Genomic DNA, 19,804 nt, shown 5'->3' on the forward strand with positions numbered 1-19,804 from the left:
TGGCGTTCGCAGGGTCCTTCATGACTGAACAGGCCGCCGCCTCCTGGCCTGTCGCTCACACCGCAGATCCACCAATGAGGGGCTAGGTATGGGACGGTTGTTCGGCACCGACGGGGTCCGCGGGATTGCCAATGAATCGTTGAGTCCGGAACTCGCGCTGCGTATCTCGGGTGCGGCCGCGCAGATCCTGAGTCGTGGGAACCGAGCGCTCGCGTTGGTCGGCCGCGACCCACGGGCCAGTGGCGAGATGCTGGAGGCCGCCGTAACCGCGGGACTGACCGCCGCGGGTGTGGATGTGCTTTCGGTGGGGGTGTTGCCTACGCCTGCCGTGGCCTATCTCACCGGCTTGTACGACGCGTCTTTCGGCGTCATGATCTCCGCCTCGCACAATCCCATGCCGGACAATGGGATCAAGATCTTCGCTGCGGGCGGACACAAACTCGACGACACGGTCGAAGATCGGATAGAGGCGCTCATCGCCGCTGATACACCTCTGCGCCCCACTGGTGCGGGTATCGGACGGGTACGCAGTGCTGCGGGTGCGCGTGATGACGGGCTGGTCGTTCCGGATCAGTACAGTCTCACCGGCACCCATGAGCGTTATGTGGAGCACTTGGTCGAGGCGACCGGGCAGGACCTGTCCGGGCTGACCGTTGTGGTCGACTGCGCGCACGGTGCAGCCGCGGAAGTGGGGCCCTCGGCATATCGGGAAGCCGGCGCGACGGTGATCGCCATCAACGCTGAGCCGGATGGGTTGAATATCAACGACGGCTGTGGCTCGACCCATATGGAACAGGTTCGCGCCGCGGTGTTGGAGCACGGCGCGGACCTGGGGCTTGCACACGATGGTGACGCCGACCGCTGTCTGGCTGTTACCGCCGATGGCATTCTCGTCGATGGTGACGCGATCATGGCGATTTTGGCCCTCGGTATGCGCGAGGCGGGTGAGCTGGCCGATGACACTCTGGTAGCCACGGTGATGAGCAACCTGGGCCTACACATCGCTATGCGTGCGGTTGGAATCACCGTACGCACCGCTGCCGTCGGCGATCGTTATGTGCTGGAGGAGTTGCGGCGCGGTGGCTTCACCCTGGGCGGCGAGCAGTCGGGACACGTGGTGCTCCCACGTTACGGCACTACCGGTGACGGCATTCTGACCGGACTACGCCTGATGGCCCGGATGGCGCAGTCCGGGCGCACGCTGGCTGATCTGGCCGGCGTATTACAGACTGTGCCGCAAGTTCTGGTGAACGTGCCGGTCGCCGACAAGTCTCTGGTGGCGTGCGCGCCCGAGGTGCGAGAAGCGGTGCTGGAGGCGGAGCGGGTCCTCGGGGACTGCGGACGAGTCCTGCTGCGGCCGAGTGGAACCGAGCAACTAGTGCGGGTGATGGTCGAGGCCACCGACCCGGTGCAGGCACGGCAATTGGCGGATGGACTGGCTGAGCGGGTCGCCTCGGTCTGAGTCGGCTCGCGGTGAGGGATTCGAGGATGGTCTCGTCGGACACCCGCTGCGGCTCATGGGCCGGATAGTCGACTGCCGCGTCCGGTGAGCTGAGCAATGGTACTGCCCGTCGAGGCGTGCCGCTCGGCGAGCATGTGCGGCAGCGTCGACTTGCCTGTGCCGTTCACGCCGTCTGGTCTGAATCACGTCATCAAGAGCCGGGGTCGGATCGAGATCGTCGAACAGCGTGCGCTCGTCGTGACCAGCCGCGAGGCTGCGGGCATGCGGAGTGGTGCTCACCAGCGCGAGTCTGCTGTGTTCGGGGCTGTGCCCTGAGTTCGACCCCGGAAGAAATCAGGGTCGATATCGCCCGTCGGACCGATGGTGGAGCGCGCGATGAAGGGCACAGTGAATGTTGTTGCGAGCACCGCAGGAGAGAGAAGAGTACATGACCGCCCCCAATCGCCGTTTCACTCGTTCTACCCGGGATAAATGGATCGCAGGCGTCTGCGGTGGCATTGCCGAGTATTTCGGCTGGAATGCCACTGTTGTTCGGCTGCTGTTCGTGGTTTCGTGTCTACTGCCTGGTCCGCAGTTCGTCATCTACTTGGTGTTGTGGTTGCTGATGCCGAAGAAGTGAGCTGAGGCTGCGACTGGCTACACAGGATGACACGATGGTGTGGCGCCGTTCGTGCGGCGCTGCACCACCGCACGAGTTCCCTCGAGGAGGAGTCATGGTCAGCTCGGACGAACTCTCAGGTCTGGGTATGCCGGACATCGATACGTCCTCGCCGCTCGGCGGCTTGGGCGAGATCGAATTACATCACCCCACCCAGGACATCGATGGTGACGGCATCCTCGACTCCACCACTACCACCAGCGACGAGTCGATGCAGGTATGGACTGATTACGATCACGACGGTCTAGCCGACCACGTCACTGTCGTGGAAGAAGACGGCGACTACGCGGCGTGGGAGTTTCACCGTTACCCCGATGGCACCTCGGAATGGGTCCGAACTGATCAGGGCAGGATCGGTAACTGATCGAACTCGGCGGTCGTTACAGATCAGGATCGCGGTAGTAGCCCGTCCGGAGTCGCACAGGAGTTCTGCGCTGGTTGTGGCAGTCGGGCTCGGACAGTAGATTGTGCGGGTATCGAGTTGGTTTCGGGGGAAACAAGTGTCGGCGTGCTGTGTCGAAGGGCCTATGGCGATACTTCAATGCTAAGGGAATTCGGCGCTCGGCGAGTCGGTGCTATGAGGACGGAGGGGAGTACGTGGGCGGATCGGAAATGGTCGGGGTAAGGACAGGGGAACTCGGCGCACTGGGTAGCAATTACCGCATATCCGCGGAAGCCATTCGCGACCAGGCCGAACGAGTTTCCGAGCATACGTTCGGCGATGGACGCACAGCGGGGAGGAACTACGTGCGGCAGGGTATCGCTGTGCATCAGGGGTTGGAGCGCATCAGTGCGTGGCTGCGGGATTGGAGCGACGCCACCACCACGACCGCGGATGCGCTCGGTGCCGCGGTCGTGGCCTACGCGGAGACCGATCGGCGGCGCGCCGCGCAGACAGACGCGATGTGACAGCGCCGAATGACATGTGTTTTCACTGACGGCGCCGCATATTCGAGGAGTCGGGACTATGGCCGTTTCCTGGCAAGGTAAGGCGATCGACGCCATCCTGGATGAAGGCAGCTACGGGCTGCAGTATTGGATAGCATTCATGCCGCTGTACGAAGCGGCATTCGGCGGTAATGGCGGTCGGGGGGTTCTCGGCAAGCTACTGGCGATGTACGACGAGCAGCGCGGAATTCTGGTGGAACAGCTGGAGCGGACAGGTGAGGTGCTGAAAACCGCACTGGCCACGGTGGACAGCGAGTGGAATGCGCAACGGAATTACACCGGTCAGCTGCCAGCCCTGTGGCAAGGACAGGCAGCCGCTACCGCGCTCGATATGCTGACTGAGCAGTCCGTCCTGGCGGACGAGGATCGGCGGCATACGCAGGAGGTATTGCGGACGATCGACCCGATGGTGGATTCGTTGCGCAGATCGGCAGGCACCAAAGCCGATGCCGTTCTCGGGCTACTAGAGAATTCCGGCAATGGCAGCAGGGTCGTGAAGATCGACGGTAAAACGCCAGAAGATGTGAAAGTCATTGTCGAGGTGCACAATGCGCACGAGTGGATAAGTGGGGACCAGGTGCGTGCACTTGGCCGGATCTTCCCAGAGCTCGATGTACCCGCTTATCGGACCAGGAGAAACCAAGAGTTGACCGGTGCGTATGGCGAAAAGATCCGCTATACCGTCCAGGGTTGGTTGGATCTCTTCAAGCGGGACTTCGACGCCAAACTGTCGCGCTACGTCGACATCTGCGAATACACCGATACGCACTTCGAGCTGCAATACCAGAATCTTGTCGGCGCGCTGGCGGCGATACCCGAGCGCTCGTACCCACGCCCGGAAGGGGCAACGCCATCGACTCCGGGTGAGCAGAACCGGCCTGTTCCTTACCCATCGTCAGGTTCTCCCGGTATGCCGCCGCCCTCCACCGCAACGGCGGGAACCGTATCCAGCACAGTTTCGCCGAGTGTGGCTCCTGGACCGATGAATGCTGGACCGATGAGTGCGGGGCCGATTCCAGGTGGCGTGTCGCCGGGGATGATGAGTACCGCATCGGTGATACCGAACACGCAAATTCCTCCAGTACCACCTGTTTCAGTGCCGCGGCAGTCGACAGTTCTGGCCTCGCTCGGTCAGGTGGCGAAGGAGTTGCCCCCGCTGGCAACAGGTCTCGTTAGATCGGTCGATCAAGGCATCACCGAGTTGAGCGGAACAGTCAAGGGCGGAGTCGATGAAGCGATCGAAAAGCTCACGGTGGGAAGTGGCCCGGAGAGTGCCGATACATCTGGTATCGCGAAGGAGCAGGACGAGACCGCCGTACCGAAGGAAGAGTTCGGCAAAGCGAAGTTCGACATCGCTGGAAAACACCTGACGTTCGAGATGGGGCCGGACGGCCGGTTGAAACTCCTACTATCCGACTCGTCGGGCGAACAACAGGAGTTCCGTCTCGGATTGGATGAGCATGGAATGCCGTTCATCTCGCGGAAGGAACCTGAAGAGCCCGAACCTCCCATAGCCCCCCCTGTTCCTGAGGTGTCGGGCGGGGGTGGGTCGGTGGGTACCGACTCTGTTCCTGGGGTTTCGGATAAGGGCAAGCCAGTCGATCAGTGCCCGGCTCCTGACCCGGACACGCCGATCGGACCTCCGTCGGCCGCTCGCAGCGAGAACGACGGCGAGCATCGACCGAAACCGATACCTGAGCCGAGTGCTGAGGAATCAGAGATCCCCTTCGACACCGGTGCGGAATTGGCTGAGGCCGGACCGCTATGAGCCGGGATACCGTCGGTGCGGCGATGCAGGGTGAATGAGGAGCCGACGCATGGTGAACTACGCCGAGGAGGCGAGGCGACTCGCCGAAGAAAACTATCGCCGAATGGCGATTCTGATCGAGGAGATCGAGGAGATCAATGAGCGGACCGCGGCGGCGGGCCGCGCATTCGCCGACAACCTGGCAGCCGACATGAACCAGCTCCGGATGGCGCATGCCGCCGAGTCGGCGCAGGGCCGCGTCCGGGAAGAGGACGCCGAGGAAGGGGCGAAGCGGTCGCCCGCGGCCGAGGTGCGAGGGTACAGCGAGGCCGTCGCTCGGTCGATGGCTGCTCGAAAGGCTGGTCAGACGGTCACGCCGATCGATGAGGAGGACGAAGAGGCGAAGTTCTATCAGCGGGCGAGCTGGCTGATCTGAGCCTCCCTCGGGTGAACGAGGGTCTGCTATCGGCGCAGGAGCGTGACCAGTTGGCCGAGTTTCGGCTTCTGCGGTTCTTCCTCGCGGGGTGCCGTGGGGTCGATAACCGTAGTGTGTGGAATGAACGCTTCGGGATCGGTGAAAGGGCGATAGGTTTTGTCGTCGGCCAGGGTGGCGAGCAGGTAGCCGGTCAGTAGCGCGTAGGTGAGACGGGCGGACTTGGCTTCGTGTCTACTCGCCCCCGCCGCGGCTAGAACACGGCGACCTTCGATGATTCCGTTGCGCGAGGTGTGGTCGAGGGCGCGTAGGAGCGCGCGGTCGCCCCAAGCGGTGGCCAGCGGGATGGCGTTGGACCCGATCGAGGTCATATCGGTTGCTCCGGCCAGGATCAACGCCGGAATATCGAGCTCGGGCGCGATCTGTTCGGCATTCGGCGCTGTTGGCGCCGGGAACAGCACCGCGATAGTGGCGACTTCGCGCTGTCCGGCGGCAATGACCGCGGCACCTGCGCCCATGCCGTGCCCGGCCAGGGCAAGGCGGTCGGGATGCACACTGATCTCTCCGTCCCCTAACCGCACGCCGGTGCAGATATCGAGCGTGGTGAGCAAATCGGTGGCCAGCCCTAGATGTGAGGGGATCGGTCCGCGCTCGGTATCCGGAGCACCGGTCACAATGCCCCACGAAGCGAGGTGCTCCAGCAGGCCGCGGTAGCGTTCGGCACTGGTCAGCCACCCGTGGCCGAACGCGATGGCGGGAAGATTCCGGCCCGACTCGGGTGTGAACACCACCCCTGGCTGGCCGGCGATGGCCAGATTACCGCGCAACACGCGATGTGGACCCCGGCTGGTCAGGGTGCTCAGTAGCGATTTCACAGACACTGACACGACGTGAACGTTATCCGATAAGTAGGGTGTGGAGCCATGTGCGGAATCGTGGGGTACGTCGGGTACCGAGACGCGTTAGGCGTCGTCGTCGACGCATTGCGCCGCATGGAATATCGCGGCTATGACTCAGCGGGCGTCGCGATCTTGAACGGCGCGGGTGGGCTGGCGGTGGAACGCAAGGCCGGTCGTCTGGCCAATCTGGAGTCCGAGCTGTCGGAAATCGGGATCGACCGGTTCGCAGGCACTACAGGTATCGGGCATACCCGCTGGGCCACTCATGGCGCGCCGACCGACCGCAACGCGCACCCGCATCGCGACGACAGCGACAAAGTCGCGGTAGTGCACAACGGCATCATCGAGAATTTCGCTCCGTTGCGTCGTGAGCTGGAGACTGCTGGGGTGGAGTTGCGCAGTGACACCGACACCGAGGTCGCTGTGCATCTGGTGGCCCGTGCCTACGCGGATGGCCCGTCCGCCGGCGACTTCGCGGCGAGCGCGCTGGCCGTGCTGCGCCGTTTGGAGGGAGCGTTCACCCTGGTCTTCACACATGCCGACCACCCGGACATAATTGTGGCCGCACGTCGCTCCACGCCCTTGGTCGTGGGTGTCGGCAAAGGAGAGATGTTCATCGCCTCGGATGTCACGGCATTCATCGAGCACACTCGCGAGGCGGTCGAGCTCGGCCAGGACCAAGCCGTCGTGATCACGTCGGACAGCTATCGGGTCACCGATTTCGTCGGGTCGGACGTCAGTGCGCGTACTCGTCCGTTCACCATCGACTGGGACCTGGCCGCAGCCGAGAAGGGCGGTCACGATTACTTCATGCTCAAGGAGATCGAAGAGCAGCCTGCCGCGGTCGCGGACACTCTGATCGGGCATTTCAGCACAGATCGGGACGGTGCGGGCCGGATCGTGCTGGACGAACAGCGCCTCGCCGACCAAGAGTTGCGCGATGTGGACAAGGTGTTCGTCGTCGCATGCGGCAGTGCCTATCACTCCGGTCTGCTGGCCAAGTACGTTATCGAACACTGGACCAGGTTGCCGGTCGAGGTCGAGTTGGCCAGCGAATTCCGCTACCGCGACCCCGTGCTGGACCGCTCCACTCTGGTCGTGGCGATCTCCCAGTCCGGCGAGACTGCCGACACTCTGGAGGCGGTACGCCACGCCAAGGAGCAGAAAGCGCGCGTCCTCGCCATCTGCAACACCAACGGGGCACAGATTCCCCGTGAATCCGACGCAGTGCTCTATACCAGGGCCGGACCGGAAATCGGTGTCGCCTCGACCAAGGCGTTCCTGGCTCAGGTGACCGCGAATTATCTGGTCGGGCTGGCCTTGGCGCAGGCGCGCGGAACCAAGTACCCGGACGAGGTCGCGCGCGAGTTCGCCGAGCTGGAGGCAATGCCACAGCTGGTGGAACGGGTGCTGGAGACCGCGCCACAGATGCGTGCCATCGCCCGCGAACTCGCGCATGTGCCGACCGTGCTGTTCCTGGGGCGGCATGTTGGATATCCGGTAGCGCTGGAAGGCGCGCTCAAGCTCAAGGAGCTGGCCTATATGCATGCCGAGGGTTTCGCGGCAGGTGAGCTCAAGCATGGCCCGATCGCGCTGATCGAGGACGGGCTTCCGGTGATTGTGGTGATGCCTCCCCCGAAAGGACGCGCGGTGTTGCACTCGAAGCTGCTGAGCAATATCCGGGAGATTCAGGCCCGGGGTGCGCGCACCATCGTGATCGCCGAGGAAGGTGACGACACAGTCCGCCCATTCGCCGACGATCTCATCGAGATTCCCAGCTCGCCGACGCTGTTCCAACCGCTGTTGTCGACTGTTCCGCTGCAGATCTTCGCCGCGGAAGTAGCCCAGGTCCGTGGCTACGATGTCGACAAGCCGCGGAATCTGGCGAAGTCCGTCACGGTTGAATAGAACGACAGCCGCGGACCCGTGCGGGCGCGGCTGTCACCGGATACCAGCGACTCCGGCTGCGTGGTATCGGCCGACCGGGGAACTCTTACTCGACGGTGATCGACCCGCGCATCTGTGGGTGCAGTGAACAGAGATAGCGGTATGTGCCCGGGGCGATGAAAGTGTGGCTCCACTCGCCCTTGTCGACGATGGGGCTGTTGATGCTCATGGCCTTGTCTCCGATCCCCTGCACCGTATGCGGAACCTTATCGTCGAATTTCCAGGTGACCGTATCGCCGGCTTTGATGGTCACCTCGGCTGGGGAGAATGTCATGTTGTCGACAAGGACAGTAACCGTGGCTGGTTCGCGCTCGCCGGTCTGCTGGGCGAGGGTGGTCGTCGGGCGGGCCGATTGTGCCGGGGAGCTGCCCGACGAGCCGGTTTCGGCACTGCTACATCCGGATAGCAGCGCACTCGAGATGGTGATTCCCATAACAATCCGGATGGCTCTCGTGCGGCGGCGGGCGCTTGACATGATGACCAAGCGTAATAGACCACATCCGCAGCAAACCACACCGACAGAGGAGTGTCGATGTCCACGCAGCAGGGCTATTTCACCGTTGATGAGGTGCGCGCGGCGGAGGCCGAGCTGTTCACCCGGGTTCCGGAAGGAGTGCCCATGCGGCGCGCTGCGCACGGTTTGGCGACCGTGGTAGCGGGTGAGCTCGCACAGCGCACCGGGGGTATCGCGGGGCGCGCGGTGACCTTGCTGGTCGGATCGGGTGACAATGGGGGTGACGCGCTTTGGGCCGGTGCGCAGCTGCGCCGCCGCGGTGTCGCGGTGACCGCAGTGCTATTACAACCAGAGCGTGCGCATGCGAAAGGGCTTGCCGCACTGCGTAAGGCAGGTGGCCGGGTCAGCGATCAGGTCGGCCGCCCCGACGTGGTGATCGATGGCATCGTCGGCCTTTCCGGCCGTGGTCCGCTGCGCCCGCGCGCCGCGGAACTCGTCGCGGCGCTCGATGCTCCGATCGTCGCTGCCGACCTGCCCAGCGGCGCCGACCCGGATACCGGTGCGTTAGAAGGCCCTGCCGTCCGCGCGGATGTCACGGTCGCCTTCGGTGCACGCAAACCGGTGCACGCTCTCGCTGCTGCCCAGTGCGGCCGAATCGAGCTGGTCCCCATTGGTTTACGCCTTCCGGAACCAGGTCTCGTCGCGTTGGAGCCCGCTTTGATCGGTGCGGGCTGGCCGATCCCGGGGGCGACCGACGACAAATACACCGGGGGCGTCACTGGCATATGTGCCGGTAGTGCCAGATATCCAGGTGCCGCGGTGTTGTGCGTAGGCGCCGCCGTCGCCGCGACCTCGGGCATGGTGCGCTATGCCGGAACTGCGGCGGGCGAGGTGTTGCACCATCTTCCGGAAGTGATCGCCACCCAGCGGCTTGCTGATGCCGGGAGAGTTCAGTCCTGGGTTTTCGGTCCTGGTGCGGGCACCGATGCGGCCGCCGGGCAATGTCTCGCAGACATTTTGGCGACTGACCTCCCTGTTGTCGTCGACGCTGACGGACTCACCATGCTTGCCACTACGCCCGAGTTGGTGCGTGAGCGCATCGCTCCGACCGTTCTGACGCCACACGCGGGTGAGTTCGCTCGCCTCACCGGCCGCGGGGTCGGCGCAGATCGGGTGGCTGCCGTCCGCGATCTCGCTGACTCTTGGCAAGTGACCGTGTTGTTGAAGGGCCGCGCAACACTGGTGGCCGCACCGGGCCGTCCGGTTATGGTCAATGAGGCCGGCGGTTCTTGGGCCGCTACTGCCGGTACGGGTGATGTGCTCTCCGGCATCATCGGGGCGCTGCTCGCAACAGGAAGAGATCCCGGATGGTCCGCGTCCGCGGCTGCTCGCGTGCATGCGCTGGCCGCCGACCTCGCCGCCCATGACGACGCACCTGCCGGAGCACCCATCTCGGCTGGTCGACTGTCGACGCATATTTCTCCTGCTATCGGGGTGCTCCGGCGCCTCGCGTATCCATGCTGACCGCACCGAAACGCACCGACTGGGCAGTCAGTCATTCGAGCACGGCGCCGTGTGCCTCGGTGGCCGGGCTGCCCGTACGGGTGGTCGCGCGGATCGCAGATATTGTTCCGCGGAGGGGGGTCGGCTCCGTGACGGGCATCCGGGTAATACGCTCGCGGCATCTTCGACTCGAATGGCAGGATCGGTAACCGTGAACGCGCAAGTGGAAACGGTCATCGATCTGGATGCCATTGCCCACAACGTGCGGATCCTGCGGGAATACGCGGGGAATGCCGGGTTGATGGCGGTAGTGAAGGGCGACGGCTACAATCACGGCGCGGTGGAAGTGGGCCGGACGGCGCTGGCCGCGGGGGCAGCCGAGCTGGGTGTCACCACCGTGGCGGAGGCGTTGCAATTGCGCGCCGCTGGGATCGCCGCGCCGATCTTGTGCTGGCTCAACAATGCCGAAACGAACTTCGCGGCCGCGGTAGTCGCCGACATCGAGATCGCCGTCTCCTCATCGGCCCAGCTGCGTGCGGTGGAGGCGGCAGCGCGGCAGACCGGCCGCACCGCGACCGTCGCGGTGAAAGTGGACACCGGTCTGAACCGCAACGGTGTGTCCAAGGTCGAATACGCGCAGGTGCTGACGACGTTAAGGGCTCTGGTCGACGAGCAGGTGGTGTATTTGCGTGCGATCTTTTCCCATCTCGCGCATGCCGACGAACCGGAAAACTCCAACAACGATATGCAACGCGCCCAGTTCTTGGATGCGATCGCCTTGGCCAAGGAACATGGCTTGGCACCTGAGCTGGTGCACATGGCCAATTCGGCCGCCACTCTGACCCGCCCGGATCTGGCTTTCGACTTGGTGCGGCCAGGCATTGCTGTGTACGGCCTCTCCCCGATACCGGGTAATGACTTCGGCCTGCGGCCTGCGATGACCTTCCAGGCCCGAGTTGCCCTGGTCAAGCAGGTGGCAGCGGGGGAGGGGGTCTCCTACGCACACCAATGGGTCGCATCGCGCGACACCACTGTCGCGCTGATCCCCGCAGGCTACGCCGACGGTGTGTTCCGCGGTCTGAGCGGACGATTCGATGTCTGGCTCGGTGGTGCCAGGCGCAGGAACATCGGCCGGGTATGCATGGACCAGTTCATCGTGGACCTGGAGGACAACGTGGCGGGTGTTCAAGAAGGTGACACCACCGTTCTTTTCGGTGTGCGACCGAGTGCTCAGGAGTGGGCTGACTTGCTCGACACTATCCACTATGAAGTAGTGTGCGCGCCGCGCGGCCGTGTCGCTCGGCGTTACATCGGCGGTGCCCGATGATCAGCCTGCGAACGACACCGTCGTGTGCCGGTGCGGACTATAGAGGCCTTGCCGGTGTGCGGTATCCGGACGTCATCGATGCCGCGACGAAACAATTGCCGGCCCAGGCAGGTGCGACTCGACCGGCGATATGCAGGGCTTCGGAGGTGACCGGTGACTGAACGACGGCAACGGATTCTGCCCACAGTCGCCGATACCGAGGCACTTGGTCGCGAACTGGCCACCGACCTGCGTGCCGGTGACCTGGTAGTGCTCGACGGCCCACTCGGCGCGGGCAAGACCGCGCTCACTCGGGGTATCGCCGAGGGGCTCGGCGTGCAGGGCCGGGTCAGCTCACCGACCTTCATCATCGCCCGTCAGCATCGTGCCGGGCGCCGTGCGGGCGCGCCGCCGGTGTCGATGGTGCATGTGGACGCTTATCGGCTCGGTGGCGATCTGGATGAGCTGGACGCGCTGGACCTGGACACCGATCTGCAGCAGGCAGTAGTCGTGGTGGAATGGGGCCGCGGGGTGGTGGAGCACCTCACGGAGCGGCACCTGCGAGTGCTGTTGTCCCGCGAGCCGGATTCGGATGTGCGCACCGCTACCTGGGAATGGGTGGATTAGCTATCAGGTAGCTCTGCGTCAGTGGTCGCTACCACCCGGTATCGTTAGGCCAATCATGCTTGTACTAGCCGTCGACACCGCGACACCCGCCGTGACAGCGGGGCTGGTGGATCTGGAACAAGGCGCCGACCTGGCCGATCCTGTCCAGACGTGTACCGTCGCTTCCCGGGTGCGGGTCGACCCCCGTGCCCATGCAGAGGTGCTTACCCCGAAGATTCTCGAATGCCTCGCCGAGGCAGGCTGTTCCAGAACCGATATCGCCGCAGTCGTGGTCGGTGTCGGTCCCGGCCCATTCACTGGCCTGCGCGTCGGCATGGCGACCGCGTCTGCGTTCGGTGACGCGCTCAGCATCCCGGTGTATGGCGTGTGTAGTCTCGACGCGATCGCTGTTGACGCGGCGCTCGATCCTGCCGTGCTCCCCTCGGTCGATCGCCCATCGACCGCCGAATTGCTCGTGGTAACTGACGCGCGCAGGCGAGAGGTGTACTGGGCGCGGTATCGCGCGGGTGTGCGCGTGGCTGGACCTGAGGTAGGTAAACCCACCGACCTCTATGTGGGGCAGGCCACAGCGATCGTCGGCTCCGCTTCGCATGTCGATTTCTTCGATCTGCCCGTGCTCCCGGTAGAAACACCTTCGCCCGCTGGATTGGTACGTGTGGCTGCGGCCGAGCTACTCGCTCGCGCAGTGCCCACTCAGCCGACTCCGATGTATCTACGCAGGCCGGATGCGGTAGAGAACGCCTATCGCAAGCTCGATCGGACAGGAGCGTGACGCCTGTGGCTTTCCGAATCGATTCCATGACGCCTGTCGATATCGCGCGTTGCGTCGAGCTGGAGCAGGTGCTGTTCCCAGAGGATGACCCGTGGGCCGCGGTGGCGTTCCAGTCGGAACTGGCCGGGGCGCACAACCGCTACATCACCGCGCGCGATCACGACGGGTACATGGTCGGCTACGCGGGTATCGCTCTGTTGGGCAATGCTCAGCATCCTGAGGCCGAGGTCCACACCATCGGCGTCGATCCGGGCTGCCAGCGCGCGGGCATCGGGACCTTGCTGCTCGAAGCATTGCTCGTGGAGGCGGACGAGCGCGGTGGGCCGGTGTTCCTCGAGGTCCGCACGGACAACGCGCCCGCGATCGCATTGTATGCCAAACACGGCTTCCACATCATTGGATTGCGCAAGAACTATTACCATCCCAGTGGTGCCGACGCGTACACGATGCGCCGCCCCGCGTTGATCAGCGCGAACCGTGAGAGGTGTGCCGGTAGACCGGACGAGGTGCTGTCGTGATCATCATGGGCATCGAAAGTTCTTGCGACGAAACCGGTGTCGGCATTGTCCGCGCAAATCCCAACGGTACGTGTGAACTGCTCGCGGATGAGGTCGCTTCCAGCGTTGACCAGCATGCGCGTTTCGGGGGTGTCGTACCCGAAATCGCCTCGCGCGCGCATCTCGAGGCGATTGTGCCCGCGATGCGTCGTGCGTTGTCCGCGGCGGACATCGTCAAACCGGATGCGCTGGCGGTGACCATCGGACCTGGTCTGGCCGGTGCGCTGTTGGTTGGCGTCGCCGCGGCGAAAGCATATGCGGCAGCCTGGGATATACCATTCTACGCGCTCAATCATCTCGGCGGGCACGTCGCGGTGGACACTCTCGAACACGGGCCGATGCCGCCGTGCGTGGCACTGCTGGTCTCCGGCGGGCACACTCACCTGTTGCGTGTCATGGATCTGGCGGAGCCGATCGTTGAGCTAGGCAGCACTGTCGACGACGCGGCGGGTGAGGCGTTCGACAAGGTGGCACGGCTGCTCGGGCTGGGCTTTCCTGGTGGCCCCGCACTGGACGCTGCCGCTGCTACCGGTGATCCGCGCGCCATCGCATTCCCCAGGGGCATGACCGGTCCACGTGATTCGCGCTACGACTTCTCTTTTTCGGGGCTCAAGACCGCGGTAGCTCGCTACGTGGAGGCGGCGCAGCGCCAAGGCAGTACTGTGGCGGACCTGCCCCTCTCCGATATCGCGGCGTCATTTCAGGAATCGGTCGCGGATGTGCTCACCATGAAAGCTGTTCGGGCAGCTCAGGATGCTGGTGTCGACACGTTGGTGCTCGGTGGTGGAGCGACTGCCAATTCGCGAATCCGATCGATGGCTGAGGAGCGTTGTGCTGCGGCCGGTTTGACCCTACGTGTGCCCAAGCCTCGGCTGTGTACGGATAACGGCGTGATGATCGCTGCGCTGGGTGCACATGTGATCGTAGGTGGTGCTACACCGTCGCCACTGACGGTCGCCACCGATCCAGGTCTGTCGGTATCGACTAGTCAGGTCTGCTGACGCGTGCCTCAGGACTGGCGATCTCGTGACCGAGTCAGCTCGATGTGGTGAGCATTCCTCTCGACGCCGATCCGGAGTTCGCCCTCGGTGGTAGGGGCGGCGGTGGTGTCGTACTGAGATCGGGCGTCTCGGCTTTTGGCACCGGGTCGGCGGCCCGGCCCTCTGCCTCTGGTGCCGAATCGGCTGGACTGTCCTGCGGGGTAGTCGGATCGCTGAACATCGGGACGAGCAATTCGGGGAACGGGATCGGCGGGATGTTCGGATCAGGGCGCAGTGTGATCCGGGTCGACGTGATCGCCTGTGTGGTCGGTGGAATGCTGCTCCCGCTCTGTGGCGCGCGCGTGCCAGTGATCTGTGTGCTGCCGCTGCCAGTGGTTCGGATGATGTTCTCTCGAGTGCGAACAGCGGTGGGGATTACAGGGGCCGACGGCGAAACCGGCGAAGGTAGCGGGAGAGCGCTGCTCGTGGTGCCCACAGGGGATACCTTGTCGTTCGAGCTCGGTGCGAAGGTCTTCACGCCGTAGCCGACGATCAGGCCGACGACTACGATCGCCCCAACCACCATGCCGAATACTTTGGCGAATGTCTCGATGGGGGCGTCACCATTGCTCGCGCCTACCGGGAGCGCCATTGGCTGCATCGAATCCGCGACCAACGCTGTACCTTTGGCTGTCACGGCCTCCGGGTCGGGCACAGTGAGTACCGGCACGTCCAGTGCGGTGGTTAGGGTACCGATCACCGCGGGAATATTCGCGCCACCACCGATCACCGCGACCGCTTGTGGTGGCTGCGGCACCTTGGCGAACACCGTCGTGACGAAAACCGCCATGGTGCGCAGCAGATCTGCGATCAGTTCCTCGAAGTCGGCTCTGGTCAGCTTCAGTGGCTGTCCGGCGACATGGTCGATCGTGACTGCTGGTGTGATGGACAGGTGTTCTTTGGCCGCGCGGCCCCGGTTGGTCAGCCTGGCACGGTTCGGTCGGGTGCCGCGCCGGGTGGAGTGCAGGTTCACTAAATGGTGATAGATCAGGTCGTCGATGGCCCTACCACTGACGGAAGAGGTGCGATCGGAGCGGATCAGGGAGCCGTCGGTCTGATCGGCGATGGTGACAGTGAGTCCGGTCGCGCCGAGATCGACGATGGCGATCGTGTCGTAGCGAGCGAGCAGGCCCGTGTGCCGCAGATAGGTCAGCGCGGCGGTGCCCTCCGGGACCAGTCTCAATTCACGTTGTCTGCCGGTGGCCGAGCGGATGACCGTAGCCTGCTCTTTGGTGCGGTAGGCGACCGCGACACTGGTGGGTGGACAGTTGGCCACGGACTCGGCATCGTGCTGCGCGTCCGCGAAACGCCTGCCGACCGGAGGAATGATCTCGCGCGGTGTCGAGGTCGGTAGCCGAGTGGTCATCAGCTCGATCGAGGACACCACCAGATCGCCGAGATCGGAGTGGGCCGCATCGGCGGAGACGATGCGGTAGTCGAAACTTTGGGCACCGTTGGACGCGGTGGCGACCAGCGCCGAGCACACGACCTCGGCCCCAGCCGAGATGCCGAGGGATGTTCGCATGTTCACCTCCCTTCGAGCGGATGGTCATGGGGTTGCCGACCATCTCCAATGGACTGTGAGGGGACTGCGCGGATGGCATGCGACCCAGACCGGGAATCGAACCGGCTCCTCATCCGGGTGGGTCGCGAGGACCGGTCATGGATCACGTGGATTCGCTCTCTGATGAAGTTGGTTTCGGGTAGAAGCCTGTGGTGCATGCCTTCGGCTGTGCAGGGGCACCAGGGTGCCTCTGCATGGCTTCGGCTTTGCCGACTCTTGCCGACTGACGGCGGCTTTGCCGACTGCCGGCGGCCTTGCTGACTCTTGCCGATCGACGGCGGCTTTGCCGACTGACGACGAGTGAAGAGGACGAACAGCGACAGTCGTCAATAGTGTCACAATCCGTTATCCGAACGTTACTGTTTTTCGAACTAATCGCCAAGCCGAAGGTGTCGCGGGCGCGCCGAACAAAGTTGGCACCGCCCAACCTTGAGCGCTGGCACTCTCATGTATAGAGTGCTAGTCGGCACTGTGTGTAGTGCTTGTGCCAGCAGATCGACCACTGGGCAGGGATCCCGGCACCCGCGACGACGGGACTATGCGCAGGGTCGGCATCGTGACCGAACCGACGAGTCCGGGACAACAGTCCCGGACGACCGAATCCCCTGAAAGTGGAGGGCTCAACGTGGCGAGCGTGAACATCAAGCCGCTCGAGGACAAGATCCTCGTCCAGGCCAATGAGGCCGAGACGACGACGGCCTCCGGCCTGGTCATTCCCGATACGGCGAAGGAAAAGCCGCAAGAGGGCACTGTTGTCGCCGTCGGTCCTGGCCGGTGGGATGACGAGGGCGAAAAGCGTATCCCGCTGGATGTCCAGGAGGGTGACACCGTCATCTACAGCAAGTACGGCGGCACCGAGATCAAGTACCAGGGCGAGGAATACCTCATCCTGTCGGCGCGCGACGTGCTGGCTGTCGTCACCAAGTAGCCGAATAGGCACTTACGCGTTCCGCCCCGGTGTCTCCGCGACCCGGGGCGGAACGCGTTCCGCACTGACACCCTGGCATAGAGACCCCAGCGGCGTGAGCGATGGGCCCGGAGGCGGTAGCCTGCGTGACCACGAAGGGACCCGGGAGCGCCGCAATCCCATAGCGGCGTGAGCGATGGGCCCGGAGGCGGTAGCCTGCGTGACCACGAAGGGACCCGGGAGCGCCGCAATCCAGTACAGGAGCGAAACCCCATGGCAAAGCAGATCGAGTTCGACGAAACAGCTCGTCGGGCTCTGGAACGCGGTGTCGACAAGCTCGCCGACGCTGTGAAGGTCACCCTCGGCCCACGTGGACTGCACGTCGTGCTGGCGAAGGCGTTCGGCGGCCCTACTGTGACCAACGACGGCGTCACCATCGCGCGTGATATCGAGCTGGAAGATCCGTTCGAGAACCTCGGCGCACAGCTGGTCAAAAGCGTCGCTACCAAGACCAACGACGTCGCGGGTGATGGTACGACCACAGCCACGGTGCTGGCCCAGGCACTGGTTCGCGCGGGACTGAGGAACGTTGCGGCGGGCGCGAATCCGATCGCGATCGGTTCCGGCATCGCCAAGGCCGCAGACATGGTCTCCGAAGAGCTGCTCGCGCTGGCGACTCCGGTCTCTGGTGCGGAGGCCATCGCACAGGTCGCGACGGTGTCCTCGCGTGACGAGGAGATCGGCGAGATGGTCGGTAAAGCGCTGACCACTGTCGGTAAGGATGGTGTCGTTACGGTCGAGGAGTCCTCGACGCTGCACACCGATCTGGTCGTCACCGAAGGCGTGCAGTTCGACAAGGGCTACCTCTCGCCCTACTTCATCACCGATCCCGACCGCCAGCAGGCTATCGTCGAGGATGTATTCGTCTTGCTGCACCGCGAGAAGATCAGCTCGCTGCCGGACTTCTTGCCACTGCTGGAGAAGATTGCCGAGAGCGGCAAGCCAGTGCTGATCATCGCCGAGGATATCGAAGGTGAGGCGCTGTCGACACTGGTGGTCAATGCGATCCGTAAGACGATCAAGGTCGTTGCGGTGAAGGCACCTTTCTTTGGTGATCGCCGTAAGGCATTCCTCGATGATCTGGCGGTAGTGACCGGCGGTACCGTTGTCAACCCAGACTTGGGCATATCCTTGCGTGAGGCGGGTCTCGACTTGCTCGGTAAGGCACGTCGCGTTGTCGTCACCAAGGATGACACCACCATTGTGGACGGCGCGGGCTCCGAGGCCGACACCGAGGCCCGTGTCGCGCAACTGCGCCGCGAGATCGAGGCCACCGACTCCGACTGGGACCGCGAGAAGCTGGAAGAGCGGCTTGCCAAGCTGGCAGGCGGCGTCGCGGTGATCAAGGTCGGCGCTGCGACCGAGACCGCGCTCAAGGAGCGTAAGTACCGAGTCGACGACGCGGTGAATGCCGCCAAGGCGGCCGTGGAAGAGGGTATCGTGCCCGGTGGCGGCACAGCTTTGGTGCAGGTGAGCGATAAGCTGGTCGCGTTGCGCGACTCGTTGTCCGGCGACGAGGCTATCGGCGTCGAGGTAACACGCACCGCATTGCGGGCCCCGCTGTACTGGATCGCCACCAACGCGGGCCTGGACGGTGCTGTGGTGGTTGACAAGGTGGTTGAGGGTACGGAGGGCTTCAATGCCGCCACGCTCAGTTACAGCAACCTGCTCACCGACGGTGTCGTCGACCCGGTGAAGGTGACTCGTTCGGCCGTTGTGAACGCGGCCTCGGTGGCGCGCATGGTGCTCACCACCGAGAGCGTTGTGGTCGACAAGCCCGTCGAAGAGCAGGGCGAGCACGACAACCACGGCCACGCGCACTGAGCACGGCGCTGTTCGCGTCCTGCGCGATCGAGGCCCCTGAACCACGTGGTTCGGGGGCCTTTGTGGTTCGGGGCTCGGCACGTGGTGTGCCATAGCGTTGGGAAGTTAGCTGAGGAGCGGAAAGGTGGCTTCAGCTGGCGACTGGGGGCTGTTCGGCGGCGATGGCTGCGAGTAGGCGAGTACGCAGCGCCGACGGAGGAGCGGTAGCGACTGCGGTGGCGAGCGCGGAAAGGGCTTCTCGTGTATGTCTGATTTCTTCAGTGAACTCTGCGCATAGCGCGGGGTCCTCACTGTCGAGCAGCTCTTGCATCTCGCGACGGTCTCCGTCGTCGATCGATCCGAGCGCGACGGTGTGCGCGAGATCGGTCTGGCGTTCGTTCATCTCACGTCACCCCCAAACTTTTCTTCAGTCGTGTCAATCCGTCCCGAATTCGGGATTTCACGGTGGGCAACCCTACATTGAGGTAGGCGGCTACCTCCGCATAAGTTCGCCCGCCATAGTAGGCCAGCGAGATAGCTTCCCGTTGTGTCTGTGTCAGGGTAGCCAGGCTCGCCAGGACGGCCTGCTGTTCGAGCCGACGCTCGACCTCTTCGGTGACCTCGTCGAACTCGTTTCCGAGAACCCTTATACCGTATGTGACCTCGCGTTGGGTATGCGCCTGCTCGGCGCGGACGCGGTCGACAGCGCGACGGTGCGCCAATGTCATCAACCATGTCACCGCCGAGCCTTTGGTCGGGTCGAAACTCGCTGCGGTCCGCCAGATCTGCAGGTAGACCTCCTGTGTGGTCTCTTCCGCGTATCCCGGATCATGCAGGATACGCAATACCAGACCGAAGACACGTGCGGACGTCCGGTCGTACAGTTCGACGAATGCTTTTTGGTCGGCTCGACCGCATCGGTGTAGAAGCTCAGTGAGTTCGATGCTTTCGACTGCGCGCGCCTTCACCGCGGAATCCACTTTGGGTGGGGAGGCTTCTCTGCGGAACGAGTCGCCCTCTGCGGCTGGCGGCCGCGCCGTCACAACGCTCCATTCTGTGTCATCAGTCACCACCGTAGCGTGTCGCTATAACCTCCTTTCGGTGGGGTACCGCGAAC

The 19,804-nt window shown here is 63.9% G+C and carries 21 protein-coding genes; 16 read left to right on the forward strand and 5 right to left on the reverse strand.

Translation table 11 applies throughout. From position 1 onward, the window contains the following. The first annotated feature begins 88 nt into the window (after positions 1-88). The 7 genes from glmM to ACX4ZE_RS16975 all read left to right on the forward strand — a co-directional run bounded on the left by glmM (position 89) and on the right by ACX4ZE_RS16975 (position 5,251). Positions 89-1,462 carry a phosphoglucosamine mutase gene (glmM, locus tag ACX4ZE_RS16945; RefSeq protein ID WP_480274415.1) on the forward strand — a complete coding sequence of 458 codons (1,374 nt, stop codon included), beginning with the start codon at positions 89-91 and terminating at the stop codon, positions 1,460-1,462. A 96-nt stretch (positions 1,463-1,558) separates the two neighbouring features. Beyond that, positions 1,559-1,777: a hypothetical protein gene (locus ACX4ZE_RS16950; protein ID WP_480274416.1), complete on the forward strand. Its 219-nt coding sequence runs from the start codon at positions 1,559-1,561 to the stop codon at positions 1,775-1,777. Between the two features lie 112 nt (positions 1,778-1,889). Continuing rightward, the gene (locus ACX4ZE_RS16955; protein WP_480274417.1) at positions 1,890-2,081 is read left to right on the forward strand and encodes a PspC domain-containing protein; all 192 of its coding nucleotides are present in this window, start codon (positions 1,890-1,892) and stop codon (positions 2,079-2,081) included. A gap of 94 nt (positions 2,082-2,175) precedes the next feature. Further along, the gene (locus ACX4ZE_RS16960; RefSeq protein ID WP_480274418.1) at positions 2,176-2,484 is read left to right on the forward strand and encodes a DUF6802 family protein; all 309 of its coding nucleotides are present in this window, start codon (positions 2,176-2,178) and stop codon (positions 2,482-2,484) included. A 233-nt stretch (positions 2,485-2,717) separates the two neighbouring features. Further along, positions 2,718-3,029 carry a hypothetical protein gene (locus ACX4ZE_RS16965; protein WP_480274419.1) on the forward strand — a complete coding sequence of 104 codons (312 nt, stop codon included), beginning with the start codon at positions 2,718-2,720 and terminating at the stop codon, positions 3,027-3,029. A gap of 58 nt (positions 3,030-3,087) precedes the next feature. Further along, the gene (locus ACX4ZE_RS16970; protein ID WP_480274420.1) at positions 3,088-4,836 is read left to right on the forward strand and encodes a hypothetical protein; all 1,749 of its coding nucleotides are present in this window, start codon (positions 3,088-3,090) and stop codon (positions 4,834-4,836) included. A 49-nt stretch (positions 4,837-4,885) separates the two neighbouring features. Then, positions 4,886-5,251 (forward strand): hypothetical protein, encoded by a 366-nt coding sequence (locus ACX4ZE_RS16975; protein WP_480274421.1) that lies wholly within the window; start codon positions 4,886-4,888, stop codon positions 5,249-5,251. A 26-nt stretch (positions 5,252-5,277) separates the two neighbouring features. Here ACX4ZE_RS16975 and ACX4ZE_RS16980 read toward each other — a convergent pair whose 3' ends face one another. After that, the gene (locus ACX4ZE_RS16980; RefSeq protein WP_480274422.1) at positions 5,278-6,135 is read right to left on the reverse strand and encodes a poly(ethylene terephthalate) hydrolase family protein; all 858 of its coding nucleotides are present in this window, start codon (positions 6,133-6,135) and stop codon (positions 5,278-5,280) included. Positions 6,136-6,171: 36 nt separating this feature from the next. Here ACX4ZE_RS16980 and glmS point away from each other — a divergent pair, with 36 nt between their 5' ends. Then, positions 6,172-8,055, forward strand: coding sequence for a glutamine--fructose-6-phosphate transaminase (isomerizing) (gene glmS, locus ACX4ZE_RS16985; RefSeq protein WP_480274423.1), 1,884 nt, complete (start codon positions 6,172-6,174; stop codon positions 8,053-8,055). 85 nt (positions 8,056-8,140) lie between these two features. Here the strand turns inward: glmS and ACX4ZE_RS16990 are convergent, their stop codons facing one another. Further along, complete coding sequence (locus tag ACX4ZE_RS16990) at positions 8,141-8,569, reverse strand: cupredoxin domain-containing protein (RefSeq protein WP_480274424.1); 429 nt, start codon at positions 8,567-8,569, stop codon at positions 8,141-8,143. Between the two features lie 57 nt (positions 8,570-8,626). On the opposite strand from ACX4ZE_RS16990, the gene ACX4ZE_RS16995 reads away from it, so the two are divergent. From ACX4ZE_RS16995 to tsaD, 6 genes are all read left to right on the forward strand, one after another. Further along, positions 8,627-10,072 (forward strand): NAD(P)H-hydrate dehydratase, encoded by a 1,446-nt coding sequence (locus ACX4ZE_RS16995; protein WP_480274425.1) that lies wholly within the window; start codon positions 8,627-8,629, stop codon positions 10,070-10,072. A 172-nt stretch (positions 10,073-10,244) separates the two neighbouring features. Further along, on the forward strand, positions 10,245-11,378 hold the full coding sequence (alr, locus tag ACX4ZE_RS17000) for an alanine racemase (protein WP_480274426.1): 1,134 nt from the start codon (positions 10,245-10,247) through the stop codon (positions 11,376-11,378). 153 nt (positions 11,379-11,531) lie between these two features. Continuing rightward, complete coding sequence (gene tsaE / locus ACX4ZE_RS17005; RefSeq protein ID WP_480274427.1) at positions 11,532-11,984, forward strand: tRNA (adenosine(37)-N6)-threonylcarbamoyltransferase complex ATPase subunit type 1 TsaE; 453 nt, start codon at positions 11,532-11,534, stop codon at positions 11,982-11,984. Positions 11,985-12,039: 55 nt separating this feature from the next. Next, positions 12,040-12,756 (forward strand): tRNA (adenosine(37)-N6)-threonylcarbamoyltransferase complex dimerization subunit type 1 TsaB, encoded by a 717-nt coding sequence (tsaB, locus tag ACX4ZE_RS17010; RefSeq protein WP_480274428.1) that lies wholly within the window; start codon positions 12,040-12,042, stop codon positions 12,754-12,756. A gap of 26 nt (positions 12,757-12,782) precedes the next feature. Then, positions 12,783-13,274, forward strand: a complete 492-nt coding sequence (gene rimI / locus ACX4ZE_RS17015) for a ribosomal protein S18-alanine N-acetyltransferase (RefSeq protein ID WP_480274429.1) — start codon at positions 12,783-12,785, stop codon at positions 13,272-13,274. After that, positions 13,271-14,314, forward strand: coding sequence for a tRNA (adenosine(37)-N6)-threonylcarbamoyltransferase complex transferase subunit TsaD (gene tsaD, locus ACX4ZE_RS17020; RefSeq protein WP_480274430.1), 1,044 nt, complete (start codon positions 13,271-13,273; stop codon positions 14,312-14,314). The genes rimI and tsaD overlap by 4 nt, the downstream gene beginning before the upstream one ends. A gap of 34 nt (positions 14,315-14,348) precedes the next feature. Here the strand turns inward: tsaD and ACX4ZE_RS17025 are convergent, their stop codons facing one another. Beyond that, positions 14,349-15,878 carry an Hsp70 family protein gene (locus tag ACX4ZE_RS17025; RefSeq protein ID WP_480274431.1) on the reverse strand — a complete coding sequence of 510 codons (1,530 nt, stop codon included), beginning with the start codon at positions 15,876-15,878 and terminating at the stop codon, positions 14,349-14,351. A gap of 664 nt (positions 15,879-16,542) precedes the next feature. Here ACX4ZE_RS17025 and groES point away from each other — a divergent pair. Then, on the forward strand, positions 16,543-16,845 hold the full coding sequence (groES, locus tag ACX4ZE_RS17030) for a co-chaperone GroES (protein WP_028479292.1): 303 nt from the start codon (positions 16,543-16,545) through the stop codon (positions 16,843-16,845). Positions 16,846-17,097: 252 nt separating this feature from the next. Next, positions 17,098-18,708 carry a chaperonin GroEL gene (gene groL, locus ACX4ZE_RS17035; protein ID WP_480274432.1) on the forward strand — a complete coding sequence of 537 codons (1,611 nt, stop codon included), beginning with the start codon at positions 17,098-17,100 and terminating at the stop codon, positions 18,706-18,708. Positions 18,709-18,838: 130 nt separating this feature from the next. Here groL and ACX4ZE_RS17040 read toward each other — a convergent pair whose 3' ends face one another. Both ACX4ZE_RS17040 and ACX4ZE_RS17045 read right to left on the reverse strand, forming a co-directional pair. Next, the gene (locus tag ACX4ZE_RS17040) at positions 18,839-19,090 is read right to left on the reverse strand and encodes an RskA family anti-sigma factor (RefSeq protein ID WP_480274433.1); all 252 of its coding nucleotides are present in this window, start codon (positions 19,088-19,090) and stop codon (positions 18,839-18,841) included. A 1-nt stretch (position 19,091) separates the two neighbouring features. Further along, positions 19,092-19,667, reverse strand: a complete 576-nt coding sequence (locus ACX4ZE_RS17045; RefSeq protein WP_480274454.1) for a sigma-70 family RNA polymerase sigma factor — start codon at positions 19,665-19,667, stop codon at positions 19,092-19,094. Between the last annotated feature and the right edge of the window lie 137 nt (positions 19,668-19,804).

It is taken from the genome of Nocardia sp. TBRC8007 (genome assembly GCF_056629435.1).

What these genes read in the sequence shown, in the direction of transcription:
- alr (WP_480274426.1), top strand. Translation starts at nt 10,245, where the DNA reads ATGGCAGGATCGGTAACCGTGAACGCGCAAGTGGAAACGGTCATCGAT.
- glmM (WP_480274415.1), top strand. Translation starts at nt 89, where the DNA reads ATGGGACGGTTGTTCGGCACCGACGGGGTCCGCGGGATTGCCAATGAA.
- ACX4ZE_RS16970 (WP_480274420.1), top strand. Translation starts at nt 3,088, where the DNA reads ATGGCCGTTTCCTGGCAAGGTAAGGCGATCGACGCCATCCTGGATGAA.
- ACX4ZE_RS17040 (WP_480274433.1), bottom strand. Translation starts at nt 19,090, where the DNA reads ATGAACGAACGCCAGACCGATCTCGCGCACACCGTCGCGCTCGGATCG.
- ACX4ZE_RS16960 (WP_480274418.1), top strand. Translation starts at nt 2,176, where the DNA reads ATGGTCAGCTCGGACGAACTCTCAGGTCTGGGTATGCCGGACATCGAT.
- ACX4ZE_RS16950 (WP_480274416.1), top strand. Translation starts at nt 1,559, where the DNA reads ATGGTACTGCCCGTCGAGGCGTGCCGCTCGGCGAGCATGTGCGGCAGC.
- glmS (WP_480274423.1), top strand. Translation starts at nt 6,172, where the DNA reads ATGTGCGGAATCGTGGGGTACGTCGGGTACCGAGACGCGTTAGGCGTC.
- tsaB (WP_480274428.1), top strand. Translation starts at nt 12,040, where the DNA reads ATGCTTGTACTAGCCGTCGACACCGCGACACCCGCCGTGACAGCGGGG.
- ACX4ZE_RS17025 (WP_480274431.1), bottom strand. Translation starts at nt 15,878, where the DNA reads ATGCGAACATCCCTCGGCATCTCGGCTGGGGCCGAGGTCGTGTGCTCG.
- rimI (WP_480274429.1), top strand. Translation starts at nt 12,783, where the DNA reads ATGACGCCTGTCGATATCGCGCGTTGCGTCGAGCTGGAGCAGGTGCTG.
- ACX4ZE_RS16955 (WP_480274417.1), top strand. Translation starts at nt 1,890, where the DNA reads ATGACCGCCCCCAATCGCCGTTTCACTCGTTCTACCCGGGATAAATGG.
- ACX4ZE_RS16975 (WP_480274421.1), top strand. Translation starts at nt 4,886, where the DNA reads ATGGTGAACTACGCCGAGGAGGCGAGGCGACTCGCCGAAGAAAACTAT.
- ACX4ZE_RS16995 (WP_480274425.1), top strand. Translation starts at nt 8,627, where the DNA reads ATGTCCACGCAGCAGGGCTATTTCACCGTTGATGAGGTGCGCGCGGCG.
- groL (WP_480274432.1), top strand. Translation starts at nt 17,098, where the DNA reads ATGGCAAAGCAGATCGAGTTCGACGAAACAGCTCGTCGGGCTCTGGAA.
- ACX4ZE_RS16990 (WP_480274424.1), bottom strand. Translation starts at nt 8,569, where the DNA reads ATGTCAAGCGCCCGCCGCCGCACGAGAGCCATCCGGATTGTTATGGGA.